At 68.3% G+C, this 17,397-nt stretch carries 19 protein-coding genes and 1 tRNA gene; 10 read left to right on the forward strand and 10 right to left on the reverse strand.

Annotated features, from left to right (window positions below; all coding sequences use genetic code 11):
- Position 1: 1 nt before the first annotated feature.
- Positions 2-1,219, forward strand: coding sequence for an ABC transporter substrate-binding protein (locus tag ACOZ4N_RS01925; protein ID WP_424018238.1), 1,218 nt, complete (start codon positions 2-4; stop codon positions 1,217-1,219).
- 246 nt (positions 1,220-1,465) lie between these two features.
- Here ACOZ4N_RS01925 and ACOZ4N_RS01930 read toward each other — a convergent pair whose 3' ends face one another.
- Positions 1,466-1,633: a hypothetical protein gene (locus ACOZ4N_RS01930; RefSeq protein ID WP_424018239.1), complete on the reverse strand. Its 168-nt coding sequence runs from the start codon at positions 1,631-1,633 to the stop codon at positions 1,466-1,468.
- A 64-nt stretch (positions 1,634-1,697) separates the two neighbouring features.
- Entirely contained in the window at positions 1,698-2,288 is a 591-nt protein-coding gene (locus ACOZ4N_RS01935) for a rhomboid family intramembrane serine protease (RefSeq protein ID WP_424018240.1), read from the reverse strand.
- An 84-nt stretch (positions 2,289-2,372) separates the two neighbouring features.
- Between ACOZ4N_RS01935 and ACOZ4N_RS01940 the strand changes: the two genes are divergently transcribed.
- A complete protein-coding gene (locus tag ACOZ4N_RS01940) occupies positions 2,373-2,909 on the forward strand; it encodes a cob(I)yrinic acid a,c-diamide adenosyltransferase (RefSeq protein WP_424018241.1) in 537 nt (178 codons plus the stop codon).
- 12 nt (positions 2,910-2,921) lie between these two features.
- On the opposite strand, the gene ACOZ4N_RS01945 is transcribed toward ACOZ4N_RS01940, so the two are convergent.
- On the reverse strand, positions 2,922-3,869 hold the full coding sequence (locus ACOZ4N_RS01945) for an MBL fold metallo-hydrolase (protein WP_424018242.1): 948 nt from the start codon (positions 3,867-3,869) through the stop codon (positions 2,922-2,924).
- 279 nt (positions 3,870-4,148) lie between these two features.
- Here ACOZ4N_RS01945 and ACOZ4N_RS01950 point away from each other — a divergent pair, with 279 nt between their 5' ends.
- The 4 genes from ACOZ4N_RS01950 to ACOZ4N_RS01965 all read left to right on the forward strand — a co-directional run bounded on the left by ACOZ4N_RS01950 (position 4,149) and on the right by ACOZ4N_RS01965 (position 6,442).
- The gene (locus tag ACOZ4N_RS01950; protein WP_424018243.1) at positions 4,149-4,412 is read left to right on the forward strand and encodes a DUF7553 family protein; all 264 of its coding nucleotides are present in this window, start codon (positions 4,149-4,151) and stop codon (positions 4,410-4,412) included.
- 42 nt (positions 4,413-4,454) lie between these two features.
- Positions 4,455-4,529: transfer RNA gene (locus tag ACOZ4N_RS01955), tRNA-Val, on the forward strand.
- A gap of 285 nt (positions 4,530-4,814) precedes the next feature.
- On the forward strand, positions 4,815-5,741 hold the full coding sequence (locus ACOZ4N_RS01960; protein WP_424018244.1) for an alpha/beta fold hydrolase: 927 nt from the start codon (positions 4,815-4,817) through the stop codon (positions 5,739-5,741).
- Between the two features lie 62 nt (positions 5,742-5,803).
- Positions 5,804-6,442, forward strand: coding sequence for a helix-turn-helix domain-containing protein (locus ACOZ4N_RS01965; RefSeq protein WP_424019974.1), 639 nt, complete (start codon positions 5,804-5,806; stop codon positions 6,440-6,442).
- 30 nt (positions 6,443-6,472) lie between these two features.
- On the opposite strand, the gene ACOZ4N_RS01970 is transcribed toward ACOZ4N_RS01965, so the two are convergent.
- Complete coding sequence (locus tag ACOZ4N_RS01970; RefSeq protein ID WP_424018245.1) at positions 6,473-7,057, reverse strand: NAD(P)/FAD-dependent oxidoreductase; 585 nt, start codon at positions 7,055-7,057, stop codon at positions 6,473-6,475.
- A gap of 181 nt (positions 7,058-7,238) precedes the next feature.
- On the opposite strand from ACOZ4N_RS01970, the gene ACOZ4N_RS01975 reads away from it, so the two are divergent.
- From ACOZ4N_RS01975 to ACOZ4N_RS01985, 3 genes are all read left to right on the forward strand, one after another.
- Entirely contained in the window at positions 7,239-7,958 is a 720-nt protein-coding gene (locus ACOZ4N_RS01975) for a TIGR00266 family protein (RefSeq protein WP_424018246.1), read from the forward strand.
- Positions 7,959-8,030: 72 nt separating this feature from the next.
- Entirely contained in the window at positions 8,031-9,386 is a 1,356-nt protein-coding gene (locus ACOZ4N_RS01980; RefSeq protein ID WP_424018247.1) for a cytochrome P450, read from the forward strand.
- 63 nt (positions 9,387-9,449) lie between these two features.
- Positions 9,450-10,859, forward strand: a complete 1,410-nt coding sequence (locus ACOZ4N_RS01985; RefSeq protein WP_424018248.1) for a carotenoid oxygenase family protein — start codon at positions 9,450-9,452, stop codon at positions 10,857-10,859.
- 1 nt (position 10,860) lies between these two features.
- Here the strand turns inward: ACOZ4N_RS01985 and ACOZ4N_RS01990 are convergent, their stop codons facing one another.
- Positions 10,861-11,691 (reverse strand): hypothetical protein, encoded by an 831-nt coding sequence (locus ACOZ4N_RS01990; RefSeq protein WP_424018249.1) that lies wholly within the window; start codon positions 11,689-11,691, stop codon positions 10,861-10,863.
- Positions 11,692-11,898: 207 nt separating this feature from the next.
- Positions 11,899-12,840 (reverse strand): M48 family metallopeptidase, encoded by a 942-nt coding sequence (locus tag ACOZ4N_RS01995; RefSeq protein ID WP_424018250.1) that lies wholly within the window; start codon positions 12,838-12,840, stop codon positions 11,899-11,901.
- A gap of 95 nt (positions 12,841-12,935) precedes the next feature.
- Between ACOZ4N_RS01995 and ACOZ4N_RS02000 the strand changes: the two genes are divergently transcribed.
- Complete coding sequence (locus tag ACOZ4N_RS02000) at positions 12,936-13,181, forward strand: DUF7120 family protein (protein WP_424018251.1); 246 nt, start codon at positions 12,936-12,938, stop codon at positions 13,179-13,181.
- A 31-nt stretch (positions 13,182-13,212) separates the two neighbouring features.
- Here the strand turns inward: ACOZ4N_RS02000 and ACOZ4N_RS02005 are convergent, their stop codons facing one another.
- From ACOZ4N_RS02005 to ACOZ4N_RS02020, 4 genes are all read right to left on the reverse strand, one after another.
- The gene (locus ACOZ4N_RS02005; protein ID WP_424018252.1) at positions 13,213-13,566 is read right to left on the reverse strand and encodes a hypothetical protein; all 354 of its coding nucleotides are present in this window, start codon (positions 13,564-13,566) and stop codon (positions 13,213-13,215) included.
- A gap of 56 nt (positions 13,567-13,622) precedes the next feature.
- Positions 13,623-13,787, reverse strand: a complete 165-nt coding sequence (locus ACOZ4N_RS02010) for a hypothetical protein (RefSeq protein WP_424018253.1) — start codon at positions 13,785-13,787, stop codon at positions 13,623-13,625.
- 69 nt (positions 13,788-13,856) lie between these two features.
- Positions 13,857-15,179: a PH domain-containing protein gene (locus ACOZ4N_RS02015; RefSeq protein ID WP_424018254.1), complete on the reverse strand. Its 1,323-nt coding sequence runs from the start codon at positions 15,177-15,179 to the stop codon at positions 13,857-13,859.
- Positions 15,180-15,199: 20 nt separating this feature from the next.
- Complete coding sequence (locus ACOZ4N_RS02020; RefSeq protein WP_424018255.1) at positions 15,200-17,374, reverse strand: N-6 DNA methylase; 2,175 nt, start codon at positions 17,372-17,374, stop codon at positions 15,200-15,202.
- Between the last annotated feature and the right edge of the window lie 23 nt (positions 17,375-17,397).

The following is a 17,397-nucleotide window of genomic DNA, read 5'->3' on the forward strand; positions in this document are numbered from 1 at the left end:
CATGACGGACGACGACACCACGGCCACGAGAGCACCGACACGCAGAGACACGCTGAAGTACGGCAGTGCCGTGGCGGTCGGCGGTGGACTGGCCGGCTGTTCGGACCTGCTGGGCCAGAGTGAGTCTGGCCGCTCCGACGCAACCGGCGACGGCGCGTACACCGTCGAGATGGCACCGGTGGGTGAGGTATCGTTCGAGTCGGTCCCCGAGGACGTATTCACGATCCTGGGGCACCACGCCGACATGGCGCTGGCGCTGGGCCGCGGCGACGCGCTCAACGCCATGCACGCACCCGGCTACCACCAGTCCCTGTACCGGAAGTTCACGCACCGTCTCGACGGCGTCTCGGTCGACTGGGAGGGACTGTACGCCTCCTGGGAACCGACGAAGGAGAAGCTGATCGAACTCGACAGCGACGTTCACCTGGCCGACCCCGCGAAGGTCGCGACGGCCGACGGGTGGGACGAAGGAGACATCGAGGAAGTCCGAACCAGCGTCGGCCCGTGGTTCGGGAACACCTTCAGCGGCAGTCACGAGACGCCGCCGTCGGAGTGGACGGATCGGTACGAGTACTACACGCTCTGGGAGATCTTCGGGAAGGTCGCGCGGGTCTTTCGGGAAGGCCGACGGTTCGAGGAGTTGGCAGCGATTCGGAATGCGATGCGTTCGACGATTCAGGCACGCCTGCCGCCCGAGAGCGAGCGCCCGAGCGCGGCGATGGTGTTGTTCTCGACCTCGGACGACGGGAAGATGTGGGGCTACAAGCTGAACCATCCGGGGTACTACGCCGCCCACTCGCGGCCGCTGGGGGCGACCGACGCCCTGGCCGACGCCGTCGGTCCGGGATACGGCGAGGACGGCCGGAACATCACGCTGGACTACGAACTCCTGCTGGAAGCCGATCCGGACGTGTTGCTCGTTCTCGGACCGATGACCGCGTATCACGACATCGGCGAGATCAGGGCGAACCTGCGGACTCACGAGGTCGCGTCGGAGTTGACGGCGGTACAGGAGGGGCGTATCTACACGCAGGGCGCGCGTCGGCAGGGACCGCTCCTCAATCTGTTCCAGACTGAGATGACCGCGAAGCAGTTGTACCCCGAGCGGTTCGGGCAGTGGCCGGGCTACACCGACGGCGATCCCTACCCGGAGATTCCCGAAGACGAACGGCTGTTCGACCGCCAGCGCGTCGCCGAGATCATCGACGGACGGGTCTGAACCCGGCCGCCGATAGCGCAGCCACCGTCGATCCGCGCCTGTGGTGGATTTCCTATCGCGACATCCGATTTATCGGGGTGTCTCGCCTGTCAATCGGATACCTCAGTTGCCCGCCTCCCAACCGCTCTCGCGTACGGTCCACACTCTCGGGTGAACCGTGAACGATAGCGGTCGCTCCGGGGTGTCGGACGACCGGCTGGGGGTGCGCTCTGGAGCGACTCGTCGGACGGAGTGGAAAACGAACGGTTACGCTTTCGCGCCGGTATCGATGCTGTCGATCTGGACGAAGCCGTAGTCACAGTCCGGGCAGTGCCACTTGACCTTCTGCCCGAGGTGCAGCTCCGTGCTCGCCGCCCGGTAGAACGTCTTCGTCTCGCCACAGTTCGGACAGGACCGCTCGAGTTCCATGGCCATACGCGACGGTTCCACGGCGGGATAGTTCAACGTCCCGGTTTCGGGGACGATAAACGGCCGAGTGCTATATCGAACTGGTTCGGTCGACCTGCAACAGGTGTGCCCGACCGGCCAGCAATCCCACGAACAGCCCCGTGAAGTGCGCGATTAGCGCCGCACGCGCCGAACCAGTGGCGAGTGTGACGACTGCGGCGACGACGAGGAAGAGGAGCAACTGGACGCGCGCGGGGACCTCGATCCCGCCGACGACGGTGTCGGTCAGGCGGTTGCTGGCCAGGAGGTAGCCCACGAACGCGAAGATCGCGCCGCTCGCGCCGAGGACGCCGGTGCCAGTTCCGAGAGCGCTGCCGACGGTGATCTGAGTGATACCGGCCAGTGCCCCGGTCCCGACGAAGAAGGCGTGATAGCGCAGGCGGGTCGTCGCGCGTTCGAGGACGACGCCGGTGACAAGGAGCCCGAGCGAGTTCGCCAGCAGGTGCTGGAGGGTCATGTGCGCGTAGACGCTCGTCACGAGCGTCCAGGGATTGGCGGCGACCGGTGGGGTCAGTACGAACAGCGTGCCGAACAGTCCGAGCGGGATCGCGACCCACTCCAGCAGGAAGACCACGACGAAGACGGTGAGCGTCGTGACGGTCGGACTCCGGCCGGTGACCATACGATCAGTGGGGTCCGCCCGCCAGTAAACTCCGTCGCCCTCGCCGCCGGGGAAGTATAAGGAACTGGCGGCCTCAGTAGGGGTATGAAGATCTATACCGGTCGCGGTGACGAGGGGATGACCGACCTCCGGAACATGGACCGGGTGTCGAAGGCGAGTCCGCGGATCGAGGCCTACGGGACCGTCGACGAGGTCAACGCCCTGGTCGGCGTCGTCCGACCGACGGGCTACGACGACGTGGACGACCAGTTGCGATCGATCCAGAACCACCTCCACGTCGTCCAGGCCGACTTCGCCAACCCCAATCCCGAGGAGGACGACCCGCAGATCACCGACGAGCACGTGGACGAACTGGAATCGTGGATGGACGACTACGACGACGAACTCGACCCGCTGGAGCGGTTCATCCTGCCGAGCGGGAGCGAACCGGGCGCGAAACTCCACCAGGCCCGCGCGGTCTGTCGCCGCGCGGAACGCCGCGCGGTCACCTTCGCCTCCGAGGAAGCCGGCGTCAACGACGCCGCCATCGTCTACCTCAACCGCCTCTCGGATTGCCTGTTCACGCTCGCACGCGTGGTCAACAAACGAGAGGGCGTCCCCGAGGAGAGTCCGACCTACTGATCGGCGGCCGACCTACGTCGGTTCGTAGACGAGGACGCCGCCCCGATCCCGCATCGTCACCTCGCCTCGATCTTCGAGTACGTCCAGGTGGCCGACGGCCTCGCTCATGCCGGCGAACGACTCGGTGACGGGGAGATCACCGAACAGCCCGTCCATCACGTCGACGGGCGTGGTCGGGCCGTCCACGAGGTCACGGACGTTGTCGGTCCGTTCCTCGTGGGCGTCGCGGATCTCGCCGATCCGTTCGCTCGGTGCGTCGATGAGCCCGCGATGGCCCGGGAGCATCCGGTCGTACTCCCGGTCGCGCAGGCGGTCCAGCGACCGGTTGTACGAGGGGAGGACGCGCGGGCGCTCGTCACGGTCTTCCCCCGGCGGAAGGAGAAAGGGGTTCGGCGTGATCTCGGGGAGGACGTGATCCCCGACGACGGCGCGGCGCTCACCGTCGACGTCGTAGGAGAGGATGCACTCGCCGTCGGCGTGGCCGAGGACTTCGTCGACATCGAGAACGGTGTCCTGCACGACGAGGGTATCGCCCGAGACGATCTCCTGGTCGGTCGCCACGTCGGGCGCGTAGCGGAGGTACACTTCGGGGAGGCCGGTGACGGTCTCGGCAGTCGAGCGAGCCATCCCACAGCGCTCGAAGAAGTCGGTGAAGAACGCACGCTCGCGCTCGAACCGGCCCTCGAAGTCGCCGATGATCCGCGCGGCGTCGGGGGTGGCGACGACGGACGCCCCGGCCTCGCGGAACCGATTGGCCAGCCCGAAGTGGTCGGGGTGAGGGTGGGTGACGAGGACCCGCTCGATGTCGGATGGAGCGAGCCCGCGCTCTTCGAGTGCGTCGAGCAGGTGCGACCAGGCCTCCTCGCTGTCCGGTCCGGGGTCGATCAGCGTCCGGCCTGCGAGGTAGGCGTTGACCGCCCCGACCTGGAACGGCGTCGGAACCGTGAGGCGTGTGAACATAGCGGCACGTACCCGCCGGTGGACCAATAGGGTTGTGACGAAAAGCCGACCGACGAGGGTATGCCCACGGACACCTCGACGGCCGGAGGCATGGTGGACGCGTTGTTGGGACAGACGCGTGGCCGACCCCCCGACGGGGTTCCAGCCGATTTTAGGTATGCCTAAAAGATTGAAAAACCTTGTGGTCGGTCGGCTACAGGGCACGCACCGGCTCGCTGTCTGGCGGTTTGGAGCTGTATCGGCACAAACCTTTTATCTGTCCTCGACGTACCAACGAATATGAACAAACACTTCGAAGACGCACAATACTACCTCAAACGTGCAGGCGAGACGGCGAAAAAAGGAGTCGTCGAGGAACTGGAGCCGATTCAGGACCGAATCGACAATCTCACCGGCGGCGACGAGGCCGAACCGGAACCGAACCGGCTGAAGGAGATCCGCGCCGACCTGAAAGAGCTTCAGGGGCGGGCCGAAGGCGAGGCCAAGGAGGCCATCGCGGACGCCCGGGACAAGATCGAGACCTACCGGCAGAAGGAAGCCTGAGAGGTAACCCTTAAGTCCGGCGCAGGGGTAGCATCGAGCGCCGGGTTGGTGATCTAGTCCGGTTATGATATCTCCTTCACACGGAGAAAGCCGGCGGTTCAAATCCGCCCCAACCCACTGAATTTCTCGCGGCGCTCACCCACGAGCGCCGCGAGTGAAGCGTTGGTCGGATTTGAACCAGGGAGTGGAGCGTAGCGGAACGACCGTGGTTCACAATCCGCCCCGACCCACTTTTCGCGTCGCTACCGACGAGGAGGGATAGCGACGAGTCACCGCGCCGCGAGTGAAACGTCGGTCGGAAGTCGTCCGGCACCAGGGCCGACCGGGGATCCCCTCGTTGTTTATAAACCACCGCATGCATCCGCCACCATCCTCTCACGCCACAGGCCGGTATCGTCGGGTATGGCAACGCAGACAGGCGAGACCGGTCGGGCTACTGCCGGAGACGCTGACGGCAGCGGCGACGACGCTCCGCCGATGGTCTCGCTGGACGGGGAGCGACGACTCGCGTACGCGGAGTACGGTGCGCCCGACGGGACGCCGGTCGTGTTCTGCCACGGGACACCGGGTTCGCGGCGACTGGGCGAACTGTTCGACACGGCCGCCCGGGAGCGCGGGATCCGGATTCTCGCACCCGACAGACCGGGATTCGGGGCGTCGTCGCCGTGGCCCGGTCGGTCGATCACGGACACGGCACGGGTCGTGACTGCGGTGCTGGACGACGCCGGTGTCGAGCGCGCCGGCCTGATCGCCTTCTCGGGCGGGTGTCCCTACGCGCTCGCGACGGCGGCCACCGAACCCGGACGTATCGAGCGGGTCGACGTGATCGCCGGGGCGACGCCGCCGGACGTTGGCGGAACCGATCCCGCGGTACAACGGCTTCTCGGCGGCCTGGCGACGCGGACACCGACGCTGTTGGGCGGACTCCTTCGCGGTCAGGCGTGGTTGGTCCGGCGTCGCGATCCGTCCGTCGTCGTCGGGCAGTACACCGACGATGCCGCGGCGATTCCGGACGCGGCCGCCGAGGTGGTCCGCGCGGACTTCGTCGAGGCGCTGACCACACACCGGTCGGGCACGATCACCGAGTTCCAGCACGCGGCCGCGGCGTGGGAGTTCGATGTCGAGGCCGTCGATACTCCGGTCCGCTTCTGGCACGGCGACGCCGACGCGAACGTCCCGATAGCGGGCGTTCGTCAGCTCGCCGAGCAGATTCCCGACGCACATCTGGAGACGGTCAGCGATGCCGACCACCTCCGGACGCTCCTCCGGACCCGTGAGGACGTGCTGGACCGACACCGCTCGGGAACGGACCGGACCCGCCGACCGTGACGGACGGCGAGCCGAACCCGTCGGTTAAGACGGTGGCGGGGGAACTCGGGGCCGAACGCGGGATGAAACGCATTCGGTTCTCGGTGATCTACCCGGAACGGTTCGTGCATCCGCTGCACCGACGGCTCGTCGACGAGACGGCCGTCACGCGGGTGGAGCTGTTGATGTGGAGTCCCACGGCGGACGCGACGGCGCTGTTCTGGTGCGATGGCGACCGGGCGGCGACCACGGCGCTGGTCGACGCCGTCGAGTCGGTCCAGGACCGGACGCTCGTCGGGGACGACGACGGAACCTACGTCGTCCTCGGACAGCGCGAGTACGAGTTCGCGGGGGCGATTCTGGAGACGGTCGCCGACGCCGGCGTCATCTTCCTCCCGCCGGTCGTCTTTCTCGACACCGGCGTCGTGCAGTTCGAGGCGGTCGGCGAGGCGACGGCGCTGAGCGCGTTCCACGACGACCTCGCGTCGCTGGGCGACGTGGCCATCGAGCGGGTCCGCGAGTTCGAGCGCGAGCGCTCGCCGTCGACGCTGACCGACCGCCAGCGGGCCGCGCTCGAAGCGGGGCTGGCGGTGGGCTACTACGAGGTCCCGCGCGACGGGACGGTCGCGGACGTGGCGGCCAAACTCGACTGCGCGGCCAGCACGGCGGGGGAACTCCTGCGAAAAGCGGAAGCCGCGGTGATCGCGGCCCACGTGGGCTAGCGAGGGCGGCCTGATCGGCCGACTCGGGGATTACTCCTCGCCCATCTCGCCGAAGGTCGCGTCGGCATCCGCGGGGGTGTCGAAGTCGTGGAAGTTCTCGCCTTTCTCCTTGCTGAGGATGTTCAGGGCGGCGGCCGCGCCGTCGCCCGCGGAGATGACGGCCTGCCACTCCTCTGCCCGGACCATCGCGCCGGTGGCGTAGGCGTCGTCGACGCTCATCTCCATGTCCACGTCCACGTCGACCACGTCCTCGTCGGTGAACTCACAGCCCAGCTCCTCGGCGAGGTCGCGGTTCGCGCCGGTCGCCAGTACCAGGTAGTCGGCGTCGTGGTCGCCGTCGTCGGTCGTCACGGTGAAGCCGTCGCCGTCTGCCGCGACGCCGGTGACTTCGGTACCCTGGTGGCGCTCGACGCCGAAACTGTCGACCTGGGTGCGAAGCGTCTCCATGTACGCCGAGCCGTCCTGAGAGCCGACGCCGGGGTAGTTGAACAGGTGGGCCTTGTGCATCCAGGTGCCGTCGGTGTCGAACACCGTCGCGTCGACGCCGTTTTTCTGGAGGAACAGTGCGGCACTCAGGCCGGCGGGGCCGCCGCCGACGATGGCTGCATTCACCATGCTCACACCCACGGTCGGCCGACTGAAGTCCGTTTGGCCTCCGGAAGGTTTCGGCCGAGTGACGCCCGCTCGACCGACTTCGCGGCCGATTCTGCCCTGCCTCGAAAATACTAGTGTGTACGTTTTTGTACGATAACACGATCACTGATAGGTACAGGGGTGTCAGTGCCCCGACCAGACAATGGAGTACGAAATTCGCGGCAAGAACGGATTCGCCGACGTAGAGGTCGCCCTGGATACGAACGAGCAGATCCTCGCAGAGCCGGGGGCGATGGTCAGTTACGACCCCGGCATCGAGATGACGACCGACACCGGCAGCGGTGGGCTGCTGGACTCGGCCAAGCGGTCGATGATGGGCGGGGAATCGGTGTTCATGAACACGTTCACTGCCCAACAGCCCGGGAGCGTGACGCTCGCACCGCCCGCCCCCGGTGACGTGCGCGCCCGGTTTCTCGACGAGGAGACGATCTACGCCGACTCGGGATCGTATCTGGCCTCGGAGCCCAACGTCGAGGTCAGCACGGAGTTTCAGGGCGCGTCGAAGTTCTTCACGAGCGGTGACGTGTTCCTCCTGAAGCTCTCGGGCACGGGGACGACGTTCATCGACAGCTACGGCGCGATGGAGACGGTCGAACTGGAGCAGGGCGAGCAGTTCAACGTCGACACCGAACACATCGTCGCGTTCGACTCGACGGTCCAGTATTCGACGTTCCGCCCGGGCGGCGTCAAGAGCCGCGCGTTCGGCGGCGAGGGGAAAGTCGCGAAGTTCAGCGGGCCGGGGAAGGTCTGGGTCCAGAACCGCGACTTCGAGAGTCTCGCCGAGAAGATCGCCGAGGAGATCCCCGGTGGCGGTGGCGGCGACGACGACGACGGCGGGATCGGCGTCGACGACTTCCTGTAAGCCCCCGCGGCCAGTTTTTTCGAGACCGCTGACGGACCCAGATATTTAGTGGTACAGTCCCTAGTGAACTCGATGTCCCAGACCCCACCTGGTCCCAAAGGGCAACCGGTCTTCGGAAGTAGCCGCCAGTACGCTCGCGATCCGTTCACGTTCGTGACGACGCTGGAACGGGCCTACGGCGGCGTCTCGCAGTTCGACATGGGGCCGCTGGAGACGTACATGGTCACCGACCCCGAGGCGATCCAGCGCATCCTCGTCTCCGACGCGGCGGACTTCCAGAAACCCGCGTTTCAGGACGACGCCCTCGGCGACCTGCTCGGCGACGGACTCCTGCTGAGCGAGGGCGAGACCTGGCAGAAACAGCGTGACCTGGCGAACCCGGCGTTCAACATGTCCCGGCTCTCGGGGATGGCGGACCGCATCGTCGGCCACGCCGAGTCGATGGTCGACGGCTGGGCGGCCGGCGACGTGATCGACGCCGAGGAGGCGATGACCGGCGTCACGCTGAACGTCATCCTCGATCTGATGATGGGCGTCGAACTCGACGCGGAGCGGGTCGCTCACGTCCGCGAGCAACTGGAGCCGCTGGGCAAGCGGTTCGAGCCCGATCCGATCCGCTTCGCCCTCCCCGACTGGGTGCCCATGCCCGACGACGCCGAGTTCGAGTCGGCGGTCGCGGAACTGGAGTCCGTGATCGAGGAGATCGTCGCCCGCCGCCGCGACGACGTAGGCGAGGAGGGCGACGACGACGCCCCGATGGACTTCCTGTCGATCCTCCTGCGAGCCCGGGGTCGCGGCGAACAGACCGACGAGCAGCTGCGCGACGAGATGATGACGATGCTGTTGGCGGGCCACGACACGACCGCGCTGACGCTGACCTACACCTGGTACCTGCTCTCGGAACACCCCGAGGTCGAGCGACGGGTCCACGCCGAACTCGACGAGGTACTCGACGGCGGCCAGCCCACGATGGCCGACGTGCGGGACCTCGAATACACCACCTGGACCATCGAGGAGGCGATGCGGCTCTACCCGCCGGTGTACACGATCTTCCGCTCGCCCAAACGCCCGGTCGAGATCGACGGCTACACCGTGCCCGAGGGCGCGAGCATCATGCTTCCCCAGTGGGCCGTCCACCGCTCGGAGGAGTACTGGGAGGACCCCGAAACCTTCGACCCCGAGCGGTTCAGTCCCGAGCGCCGGAGGGACCGGCCGCGGTTCGCCTACTTCCCGTTCGGCGGCGGGCCACGCCACTGTATCGGCAAACACCTGGCGATGCTCGAAGCCCGGCTGATCGTCGCCACCGTCGCGGACCAGTACCGCCTCGACTTCCGGGGTGAGTCCCCGCTGGAACTGCTCCCGACGCTGACCGCTCACCCGCGCCAGGAGATGTCGATGGAGGTCGTGCCACGCGAGGACCGCACGTAGGACGCCGACACGGAACGCAGGGAGCGCCCGCAATTTGATTACCGTCGCCCTCCTGTTCTACCTGTGTCACGAGATACGGCGGCGGAACTGGGGTTTCGCACGCTGCGCGACGAACGAACGGGGGAGTCACTGCCGGTCTCGGGCACCGTGCCGGCGTGGCTCTCGGGGACGCTCGTCCGCAACGGGCCGGGGCGGTTCGACGCCGGCGGCGGCGTCAACCACTGGTTCGACGGCCTCGCCATGCTCCGCCGGTACGGGTTCGACGACGGCGAGATCGAGTACACCAACCGCTTTCTCCGCACCGAGGCCTACGACCGCGCCGAGGCCGGCGAACCAACCCGCCAGTTCGCCACCGGCGCGAGCGGGCTGAGCGAACTCCGGCGGTGGATTCGCGCCCTGGGGCCGCCCGAACCGACCGACAACGCCAACGTCCACCTCGCCCGGATCGGCGACCGCTTCGTCGCCCAGACCGAGGTTCCCCGCTGGATCGAGTTCGATCCCCACACCCTGGAGACCGTCGGCGAGTTCACCTTCGAGGACGGCGTCTCGACCCAGATGGCGACGGCCCACTTCGTCGTCGACGACCACCGCGGCGAGTCCGTCGGCTACGGGCTCTCCTTCGGCCGACGGACCGAGTACTACGTCTATCGAGTGCCCCACGGGAGCGACCAGCGCGAGGAGATCGCGCGCGTCACGGCCGAGGGGCCGGGCTACGTTCACGACGTCGCCGTCACGCCGAACTACGTCGTCCTGCTGGAGCCACCGCTCCACATCGACGTGCTTCGCGGACTCGCTCCCTGGACCGAGGGGTTCGCGGGGATGCTCTCCTACGACGCCGACGCGGGGACGCGGATCGTCGTGCTGGACCGGGCGACGGGCGAGATCGTCGCCGATCCCACCGTCGACCCCTTCTTCGTCTTCCACCACGTGAACGCCTTCGAGCGCGACGGCGCGGTGGTCCTCGACCTCGTGGCCTTCGAGGACGCCGACATCGTGGACGCGCTGGCGCTGGACGAACTCCGCTCGGGTGGCTTCGCCGCCGCGCCGGACGGCCACCTCTACCGCTACCGGGTCGATCCACGCTCGGGAACCGTCGACCACGACCGCCGCCATCCGGGCGGGGTCGAACTCCCGACGGTGCCCCCGGCCGTCCGGACGAAGCCGTACCGGTACGCCTACGGCCAGGCGACCGACCGCGACGGGGCCAACGGACTGGTGAAAGTCGACGTGGAAGCGGGCACCGCCACCGAGTGGTGGGAGGACGGAACCTACGTCGAGGAACCGCGGATGGTCCAGCGTCCCGACGGGGACAGCGAGGACGAAGGGGTGGTCCTCGCCCCCGCGCTCGATACCGACGCCGAGCGGACGTACCTGCTCGTGTTCGACGCCGAGACGCTACAGCTCAGGGCACGAGCGCGCCTCCCGCACGCGGTCCCCTTCGGCTTTCACGGGCGGTACTTCCCGGACCTGTGAGTCAGGGCGGGTCGCGCTGGTCCGTGTCGGTTTCGAGGGTGCCAGTCGCGTCGGTCCAGCCAGCCTGTGGGCCGTCCAGCGTCACTGTCACGTCGTCGCGGTACTCGTCGTAGTTCCAGCCGAAGACCCACCAGGCGTTGGTACCATAGAGCGTCGTCGACGCGTACACTTCGGTGTCGCTGGCCGTGTCGTAACTCGCGTACACCGCGGACTCGTACGCGTAGCACCGGAGCCGGTCACCGACGGGGAACCCGCAGTCGCTCGGTCGGCGGTCGACCCGGGGCCGGAGCAACGGTTCGCCGGCCCACGGCGTCCCGGTGTCGACGCTCCGGTCGACGGGCACGGTCACCTCGAAGCGGACGCTCCGCGTGTCGTTGACCACCATCGAGGGGTCCTCGGGGTCGTACTCGGACTCGGAGATTTCGACCCGCTCGCCGCGCCCGTTCCGCTCGACGAACTGGTAGTACTCCGGCGTCACGGTCCACTCGGCGGCCGAGACGGCGAGCATCGGGCCGCGCTCGGTCTCGACCACCTCGTAGGTCAACGGTCCGGACCGGTTGGTCCCCCGCTCGACGGCGGCCGCGCCGAGGTCGGCGGTGTCGGTCGCCTCTGGGACCGGCAGATAGATCGTCGCGTTCGTCAGGGTCCCGTCGGTCGCCAAGGTCACCTCGTAGGTGTACTCGCTCTCGTAGCTGGTGCGGTAGAGGTGGCCGCTGTACAGCCACACGGCGCCGATCACGACCGCCAGCAGGACGACGACCCCGAGGCCGACCCCCAGCGCCACTCGCCGCCAGTCGTCGGCCAGCCACGAACCCTCCCTCTCGTCTGTCATCGCCCGAGAGGAGACGGGCGGGCGACATGAAGGTTCGTCCTCAGCCGACGATCTCCTCGATCTCGGCGTGGCCGAAACAGACGCGGCTCCGACTCATCGCGACGCGTTCACAGCCGTCCTCGGCGCAGGTCTGCAGGGTGGGAAGACACATCGTCTCGGGGTTCGACCCCGGGGGCTTAGCGGTGTCGCTCGGCTCGGGAGTCGACATCAGTTGCCCCGCCGTGGGTCGGTCGCGCTGGCGCGCTCGCGGAGGCGCTCGATGCGCTCGTCGATGGCCGGGTGCGTCGAGAGTACCTGGCCGAGCGTCCCCTCCTCGTCGCCGCGGGTGTACAGCGGCGAGAGCAGGCTCCAGTTCGGATCGCGCACGCGGTCGATCTTCGCCAGCGCGCGGGCCAGCGCCAGCGGATCGCCGGTCACCGAAGCCGCGCGGTCGTCCGCGGCCAGTTCCCGCCGGCGCGAGTGCGCGCGGATCGCGAGTGTGAACACGAACAGGAGGACGACGACGCCGTTCCCGATCAGCAGGCGGAACTGGCCGACGGTCCCCTCGGCCCACCGGGCCGGCCGCCCGCGGAGCCAGGCCACGCCCCGGGCCAGCCCGGTCAGAAAGAGCAGGGCGGGCGAGAGTGCGACCGTGACGAGTCCGACCACCGTTCGCAGACCGCTGTAGGCCAGCGTCTGGACCAGACTGTCACGGCTCTCGAGGTGGGCGAACTCGTGGGCGAGGATCCCCTCCAGTTCGGCGGGCGAGAGCAGGCGAAACAGCGACCGGTCGAGGACCACCGCGCCGTCGGTGGGACTGCCGAGCGCCAGCGCGTTGGGCACGGTCATGTCGGCGACGAGGAGGCGCGGCGTCTCGACCCGCATCTCGGCGGCCACCCGGTCCGCACGGCGGTACAGCTCCGGCGCGCGCTCCCGCGGCAGGTCTGTGGCGTCGACGCTGGCGAGCAACTGACTGGTGCCGTACTGGTAGCTGAGGTAGCCGAAGACCAGCGTCGTGAGGGCGACGATGGCCACCGTGGTCCCCAGCGGCGGCCGACTCGCCCAGAACCACACCAGCACCGAGTAGACGAACCAGGCCGCCAGCCCGTACCCGACCAGCAGAGAGAGGCCGACACCGGCCATGAGCGCTCGCAGTCCCAGCCGACCCATTGTCGGGGATACCCGTCTCCCGAGCAAAGGCGTGTCGCCTCGAACCTGTCATCGAAGCCCAAAGATTGAAATCGGACGACCGGATAGTGACGGACGTGCCGACCGTCGAAGTCTCGCTTCCACAGGACGTTCACGCGCAGTTCGAACGGCTCGTCGACGAGGAGTTCGTGACCGAGGAGGAGGCCGTCGAGGCGTTGCTCTCGGCGGGGCTGGACGCGTACACACGCGACGTGTCCGGCGACGACCGGGGTGCGCCCGACGTAGCAGACGAGTACGCAGACGACATGTGGGACACCGCCGAGGACCCGGCCGCAGGCGGTCCCGACGACGACTATCTCTGACCGGACGGGACTCGCACTCCCGACCGCATCTTCAGTCCGTGCCCGCGACCGTCGCCTCGTCCAGGTACTCCCAGCCGTCCAGCTGTGCGGCCGTCAGGAGGTCCTCGATCAACTGGTCGCCGGTCTCGGTCGCGCTGGTCTCGTCGTCGCTCTCGACGCCCACCGTCACCGTCCCCTGGACCGTGATCCGGTAGGGGTCGAACGGACCGGCCGGGAACTCGAACACGTCGGTCGCCTCGGTCGTGACCGACTCGAAGGTCTCGCCGCTCGCTTCGCGGACCGACTCGCGGATCGATTCGCCGGCGTCGCTCTTTGCCGTGCCCGTCGTGCCGGCAGTCACGGTCGCGACCGTCTCGAACGCCCGCCGCACGTGGTAGGTAGTCATGGTCGCCCGTTGTCGGCCGGACGTATTTAGATGGGCGGTCTGGAACGCCCGTCGACTCAGCGTGGCCGGGTCGAACTGTCCCGTTCCCGTTCGACCTCGCCGTCCAGCGTGACGACGGTGTCCGACCGGATCCACGCGTGGGCGTTGTCCGGATTACAGACGATGTAGTCGCCGTTCCCGACCTCGAACCCGGTACAGCGCTGTTCGGTGTCCTCGCGCATGGCTACTCGGGAATTGCAGACGGGGGCTGAAGAACGAGACGGGGGTTCTCAGGGGATGAGAACGGTCTCTCAGGCGCGGGCGTCGACCGCCTCGGCGTCGTCGGCTCCGGGAACGTCCGCGAGGGCGCGCTCGAACCGCTCGGGGTCACACGACCGGAACTCGCCGGCGACCTGTCGGGCGGCCTCGTAGTGGTCGCGCGCGCGGTCGTAGGCCTCGCTGGCCGTCGCCCCGTCGCCGGTCTCGCGTGCGCTGTCGCCGCGATCACGGGCCTCGTCCGCGACGGCTTCGTGGGCCTCGACCAGTTTCTGGGCGGCCCACTCGACCTGGAAGCGAAGCGAGTCGGGGTCGCCGTCGAATACGTCTTCGCGCCGGAGGACGAGCGCGAGCGCGTCGTGACAGGCGTCCAGCGCCGTCTCCCAGCGGTCGACGGCGGTCTCGGGGTCGGTGGCGTCGGTCGCGGCCTCACACGCCTCGGTTGCTTCCCTGAGCGGGGCTCCGGCCACTTCGTCGATGGCCTTCTCGACGCCGGCCACTTCCGCGTCCATGTCGTCGGCGGCGTGGTACTCGACGCCCTCCGAGCGGTCGATGGCGCGCTCGTACTCCGCCAGCGAGCGGCGGTAGGTCTCGTAGGCCTCGACGAACTCGCCCTCGCTCCGGGCGGATTCGGCGTCGCCGGCGAGCTGGCGCGCCCGGGTCCAGTGGGTTCGGATCCGCGCAAGCGACAGCCGCGTCTCCAGCTGGGCGATCCGGCGGTGCATCGCGTGGTCGCCGTCCCGGAAGTCCGTGGCCACCTGCTCTGCCTCCCCGAGCAACTCCTCGGTCCGGGTGATCGCGGTCCGGGCCCTCGCCGGGTCGCCGTCTTCGAGTTTGTCCTCGACCGTCGAGAGGTGTTCTCTGGCCTTCTCCAGGCGGCGGTCGACGGTCACCCAGTAGGAGATGGCCTGCTCGACGTACTCCTCGACGTGCCCGTAGTCCTCGCGGCCGCCGAGCCAGAACGTGTAGCGGTCGCTGGTCCGCGCGGTCAGCGTCAGGCGGCTCTTGAGCACGCCGCTACTGGTCTCGACCGACCGGATCTCCGTGTACGGCAGTGAGACGCTCCGGTTTCGCCCGTTGCCGTCCTCGTTGCCGCCGACGAGCAACAGGACGCGCTCGTCGGTCACCGCCGCCACGGCGTTGTAGTCCGAGCCGGGCTTGACGACCCGCTCGCCGTCGCCGTCTTCGTGTTTGATCCCTCGCTTCTCGTTCGTCAGGACGTACGCCGGCTCCTCGGTCCCCTCGAAGAAGTCTTCGAGCGTCGCCCCCGCGAGGTAGCCGTTCCCACCGCCGTCGCTGGACACCGTGTGCTCTACGTTCGTGCTGCCCCCCATTGTGATCCCGTAACTATCTACCATTGACACTCCTCCCTAATCAATCACTCGCCCGGTAGCTCCGGTGAGGCGACATCCCCGTCGCCGGCCAGCCACGCCTCGACGAGACGGTCGATTTCCGTCTCGATGGCCGATAGTTCCGGGTCCGCGTCCGAGGACCCATCGACCGCGGCGACCCGATCGTGTGCCTCGGCCGACAGGTCCGCCAGGCGGTCGGCGTGCGGGCAGTCCGCCGGTAGGGGGAGGGCCAGTTCCGAGACGACCGACTTCGAGAGACTGGCCTTCCCGTTCGAGGAGAGGTCCCGGAGCGTCCGCTGGTACGGCGCGGCGTTGAGCAGGGCACAGAGGTAGTGGGCCTCGCGCCGGTCGTCGGTCGCGACGAACATGTAGTGATCGCCGGGAATCGCCTGTTTCGCACCCAGGTCCGGATCCTCGCGGGTCGAGACGACGGTGAAGTGGGGTTTGAACCCCAGGCGACACCACGCGACCTTGTAGTCGGCCCAGGTGTACTCGCCGAGCCCGAACACCGAGTAGAAGGGGCCGCGGTCGAGCCACGACGAGGAGCGGTCGGTCAACGCCTCGCGGTTGGCCCGCAGGTAGTCGTAGGTCTCGGGGTACTCCTCGCGGAGCCACGCCTCGTTGTCCTCGCCGGCCTGCGTCTGGGGAATCAACCGCAGGTCGTGCCCCGTCAGCCCCCACTTCCGGACGTGTCGCGACTTGAGATACGGATACACCAGGTCGGGCTCGATCTGGGCCAGATCGTCCCGTGCGAGCCCGAACACGTCGTTGGCGTCGTCTTTCAGTCCGTGCCTGATCTCGTGGGCACAGCTGCCCAGTGCCGCCCGCTCGGCGTCGGCCCGGAGCCACGGCGTCGTCGCGTCCTCGGGATCGAGCGGCACGAGTTCGGTCGCCGTCGCCGTAGCACTCTCCCGGAACGCGGCCCCCGAGCCGAAGTCCGCCCGTCCGTCGCCGGGCGTCCAGACAGTCGCCGGGACGGGAAAGGACGGCTCGGCGTCGGCGTCGAGCGCGTAGACGGCGGTGTTGGCACCGACCGCCGGGAACGGATCGAGCGCCGAGAGGTCCTGCACGTCGGCGAGCGCGAGCGACCGGTCGCCGACGCGCAGTCGCCGGAGGACGGCCCCGGCCGGGCCCCGCATCAGGTCGCGTTTGAGGACGAACGCCGCCGTCCCGCCAGTCCGGAGGTAGCGGTGGACGCAGGTCCAGGCGAACGGCACCGACACGTCGTCGTTGCTGTGGCCCAGTCGGGCGGCGACGCCCCCGTGGGGCTGGAGGTCCAGCGGCTCGACGTACCGTTCGCGCCAGCGGTCCTTCAGCCGCTCTGAGAGACGCTCCCAGGGTATCCAGGGTGGGTTTCCCACGAGGGCATCGAACGTCGTGTCGAGCGACTCCCCGCGAAACTCGATCTCGTCGTCGCGGGTCAGTCCGAGCGCGTCGGTCAGGAAGACCGGCACCGCGAATCGATCCCTGTCGGTCGCGTCGAGTTCCTCGAACAGCGCCGTGCAGTACGCGAGCGTGGCCGACTTCACGGCGACCGGGTTCACGTCGATGCCGACGACCGACGCGGCGGCGTCGAGGAGACCGTCGGGAGAACCGGCCCATGCCGAGCGTTTCCGATCCAGTGTGGCGGTCAGGAACACCCCCGATCCACAGCCCGGGTCGAGAACGCTCGCGTCGGCCACCGACGCCGGGAGTGCATCGAGCGCGAGGTCCGCCACCCCGCGGGGCGTGTAGTATTCTCCGAGCGCGAGCCGAACGTCCCGCGAGACGACATCGGTGTAGCGGTCCCGGAGCAAGGCCGGCGTCACCCGTGGCAACTGCTCCGCGTCGACGGCCGACACGACCCGCTCCCGTCCCCGCTCCGGCGGCAGTACCCGATCGTGGAGGTCGCCGAGCGCGCCGCCGTTCACGCCGGTGTCGGTTCCCGGCTCCCGGTTCGTGATCGTCACACCTGTGTTGCCCTCGAAGGCATCGAGCAGGCAATCCAGGAGGAAGTCGACGTAGCAGGTCTCGACGAACGCCCGGTCGACGGGGGCGTCGGCGTCGAGGTCGGCGAACACGTCACCGTGGGTGGTTCGGACGAGCGACGCCCAGCGGTCACGGGCGGCGGCGAGTGGGCCGTCTTCGGCGAGCCGGTCCCGAGCGGCGTTGCAGTAGGCTCTGCGCTGGGCGTCGATGTCGAACTCCCGGAACGGGACCATTCGCTCCCCGGTTCGGGCGGGCC

This window comes from Halorientalis pallida, assembly GCF_049605515.1.
Taxonomy (GTDB): Archaea; Halobacteriota; Halobacteria; order Halobacteriales; family Haloarculaceae; genus Halorientalis; species Halorientalis pallida_A.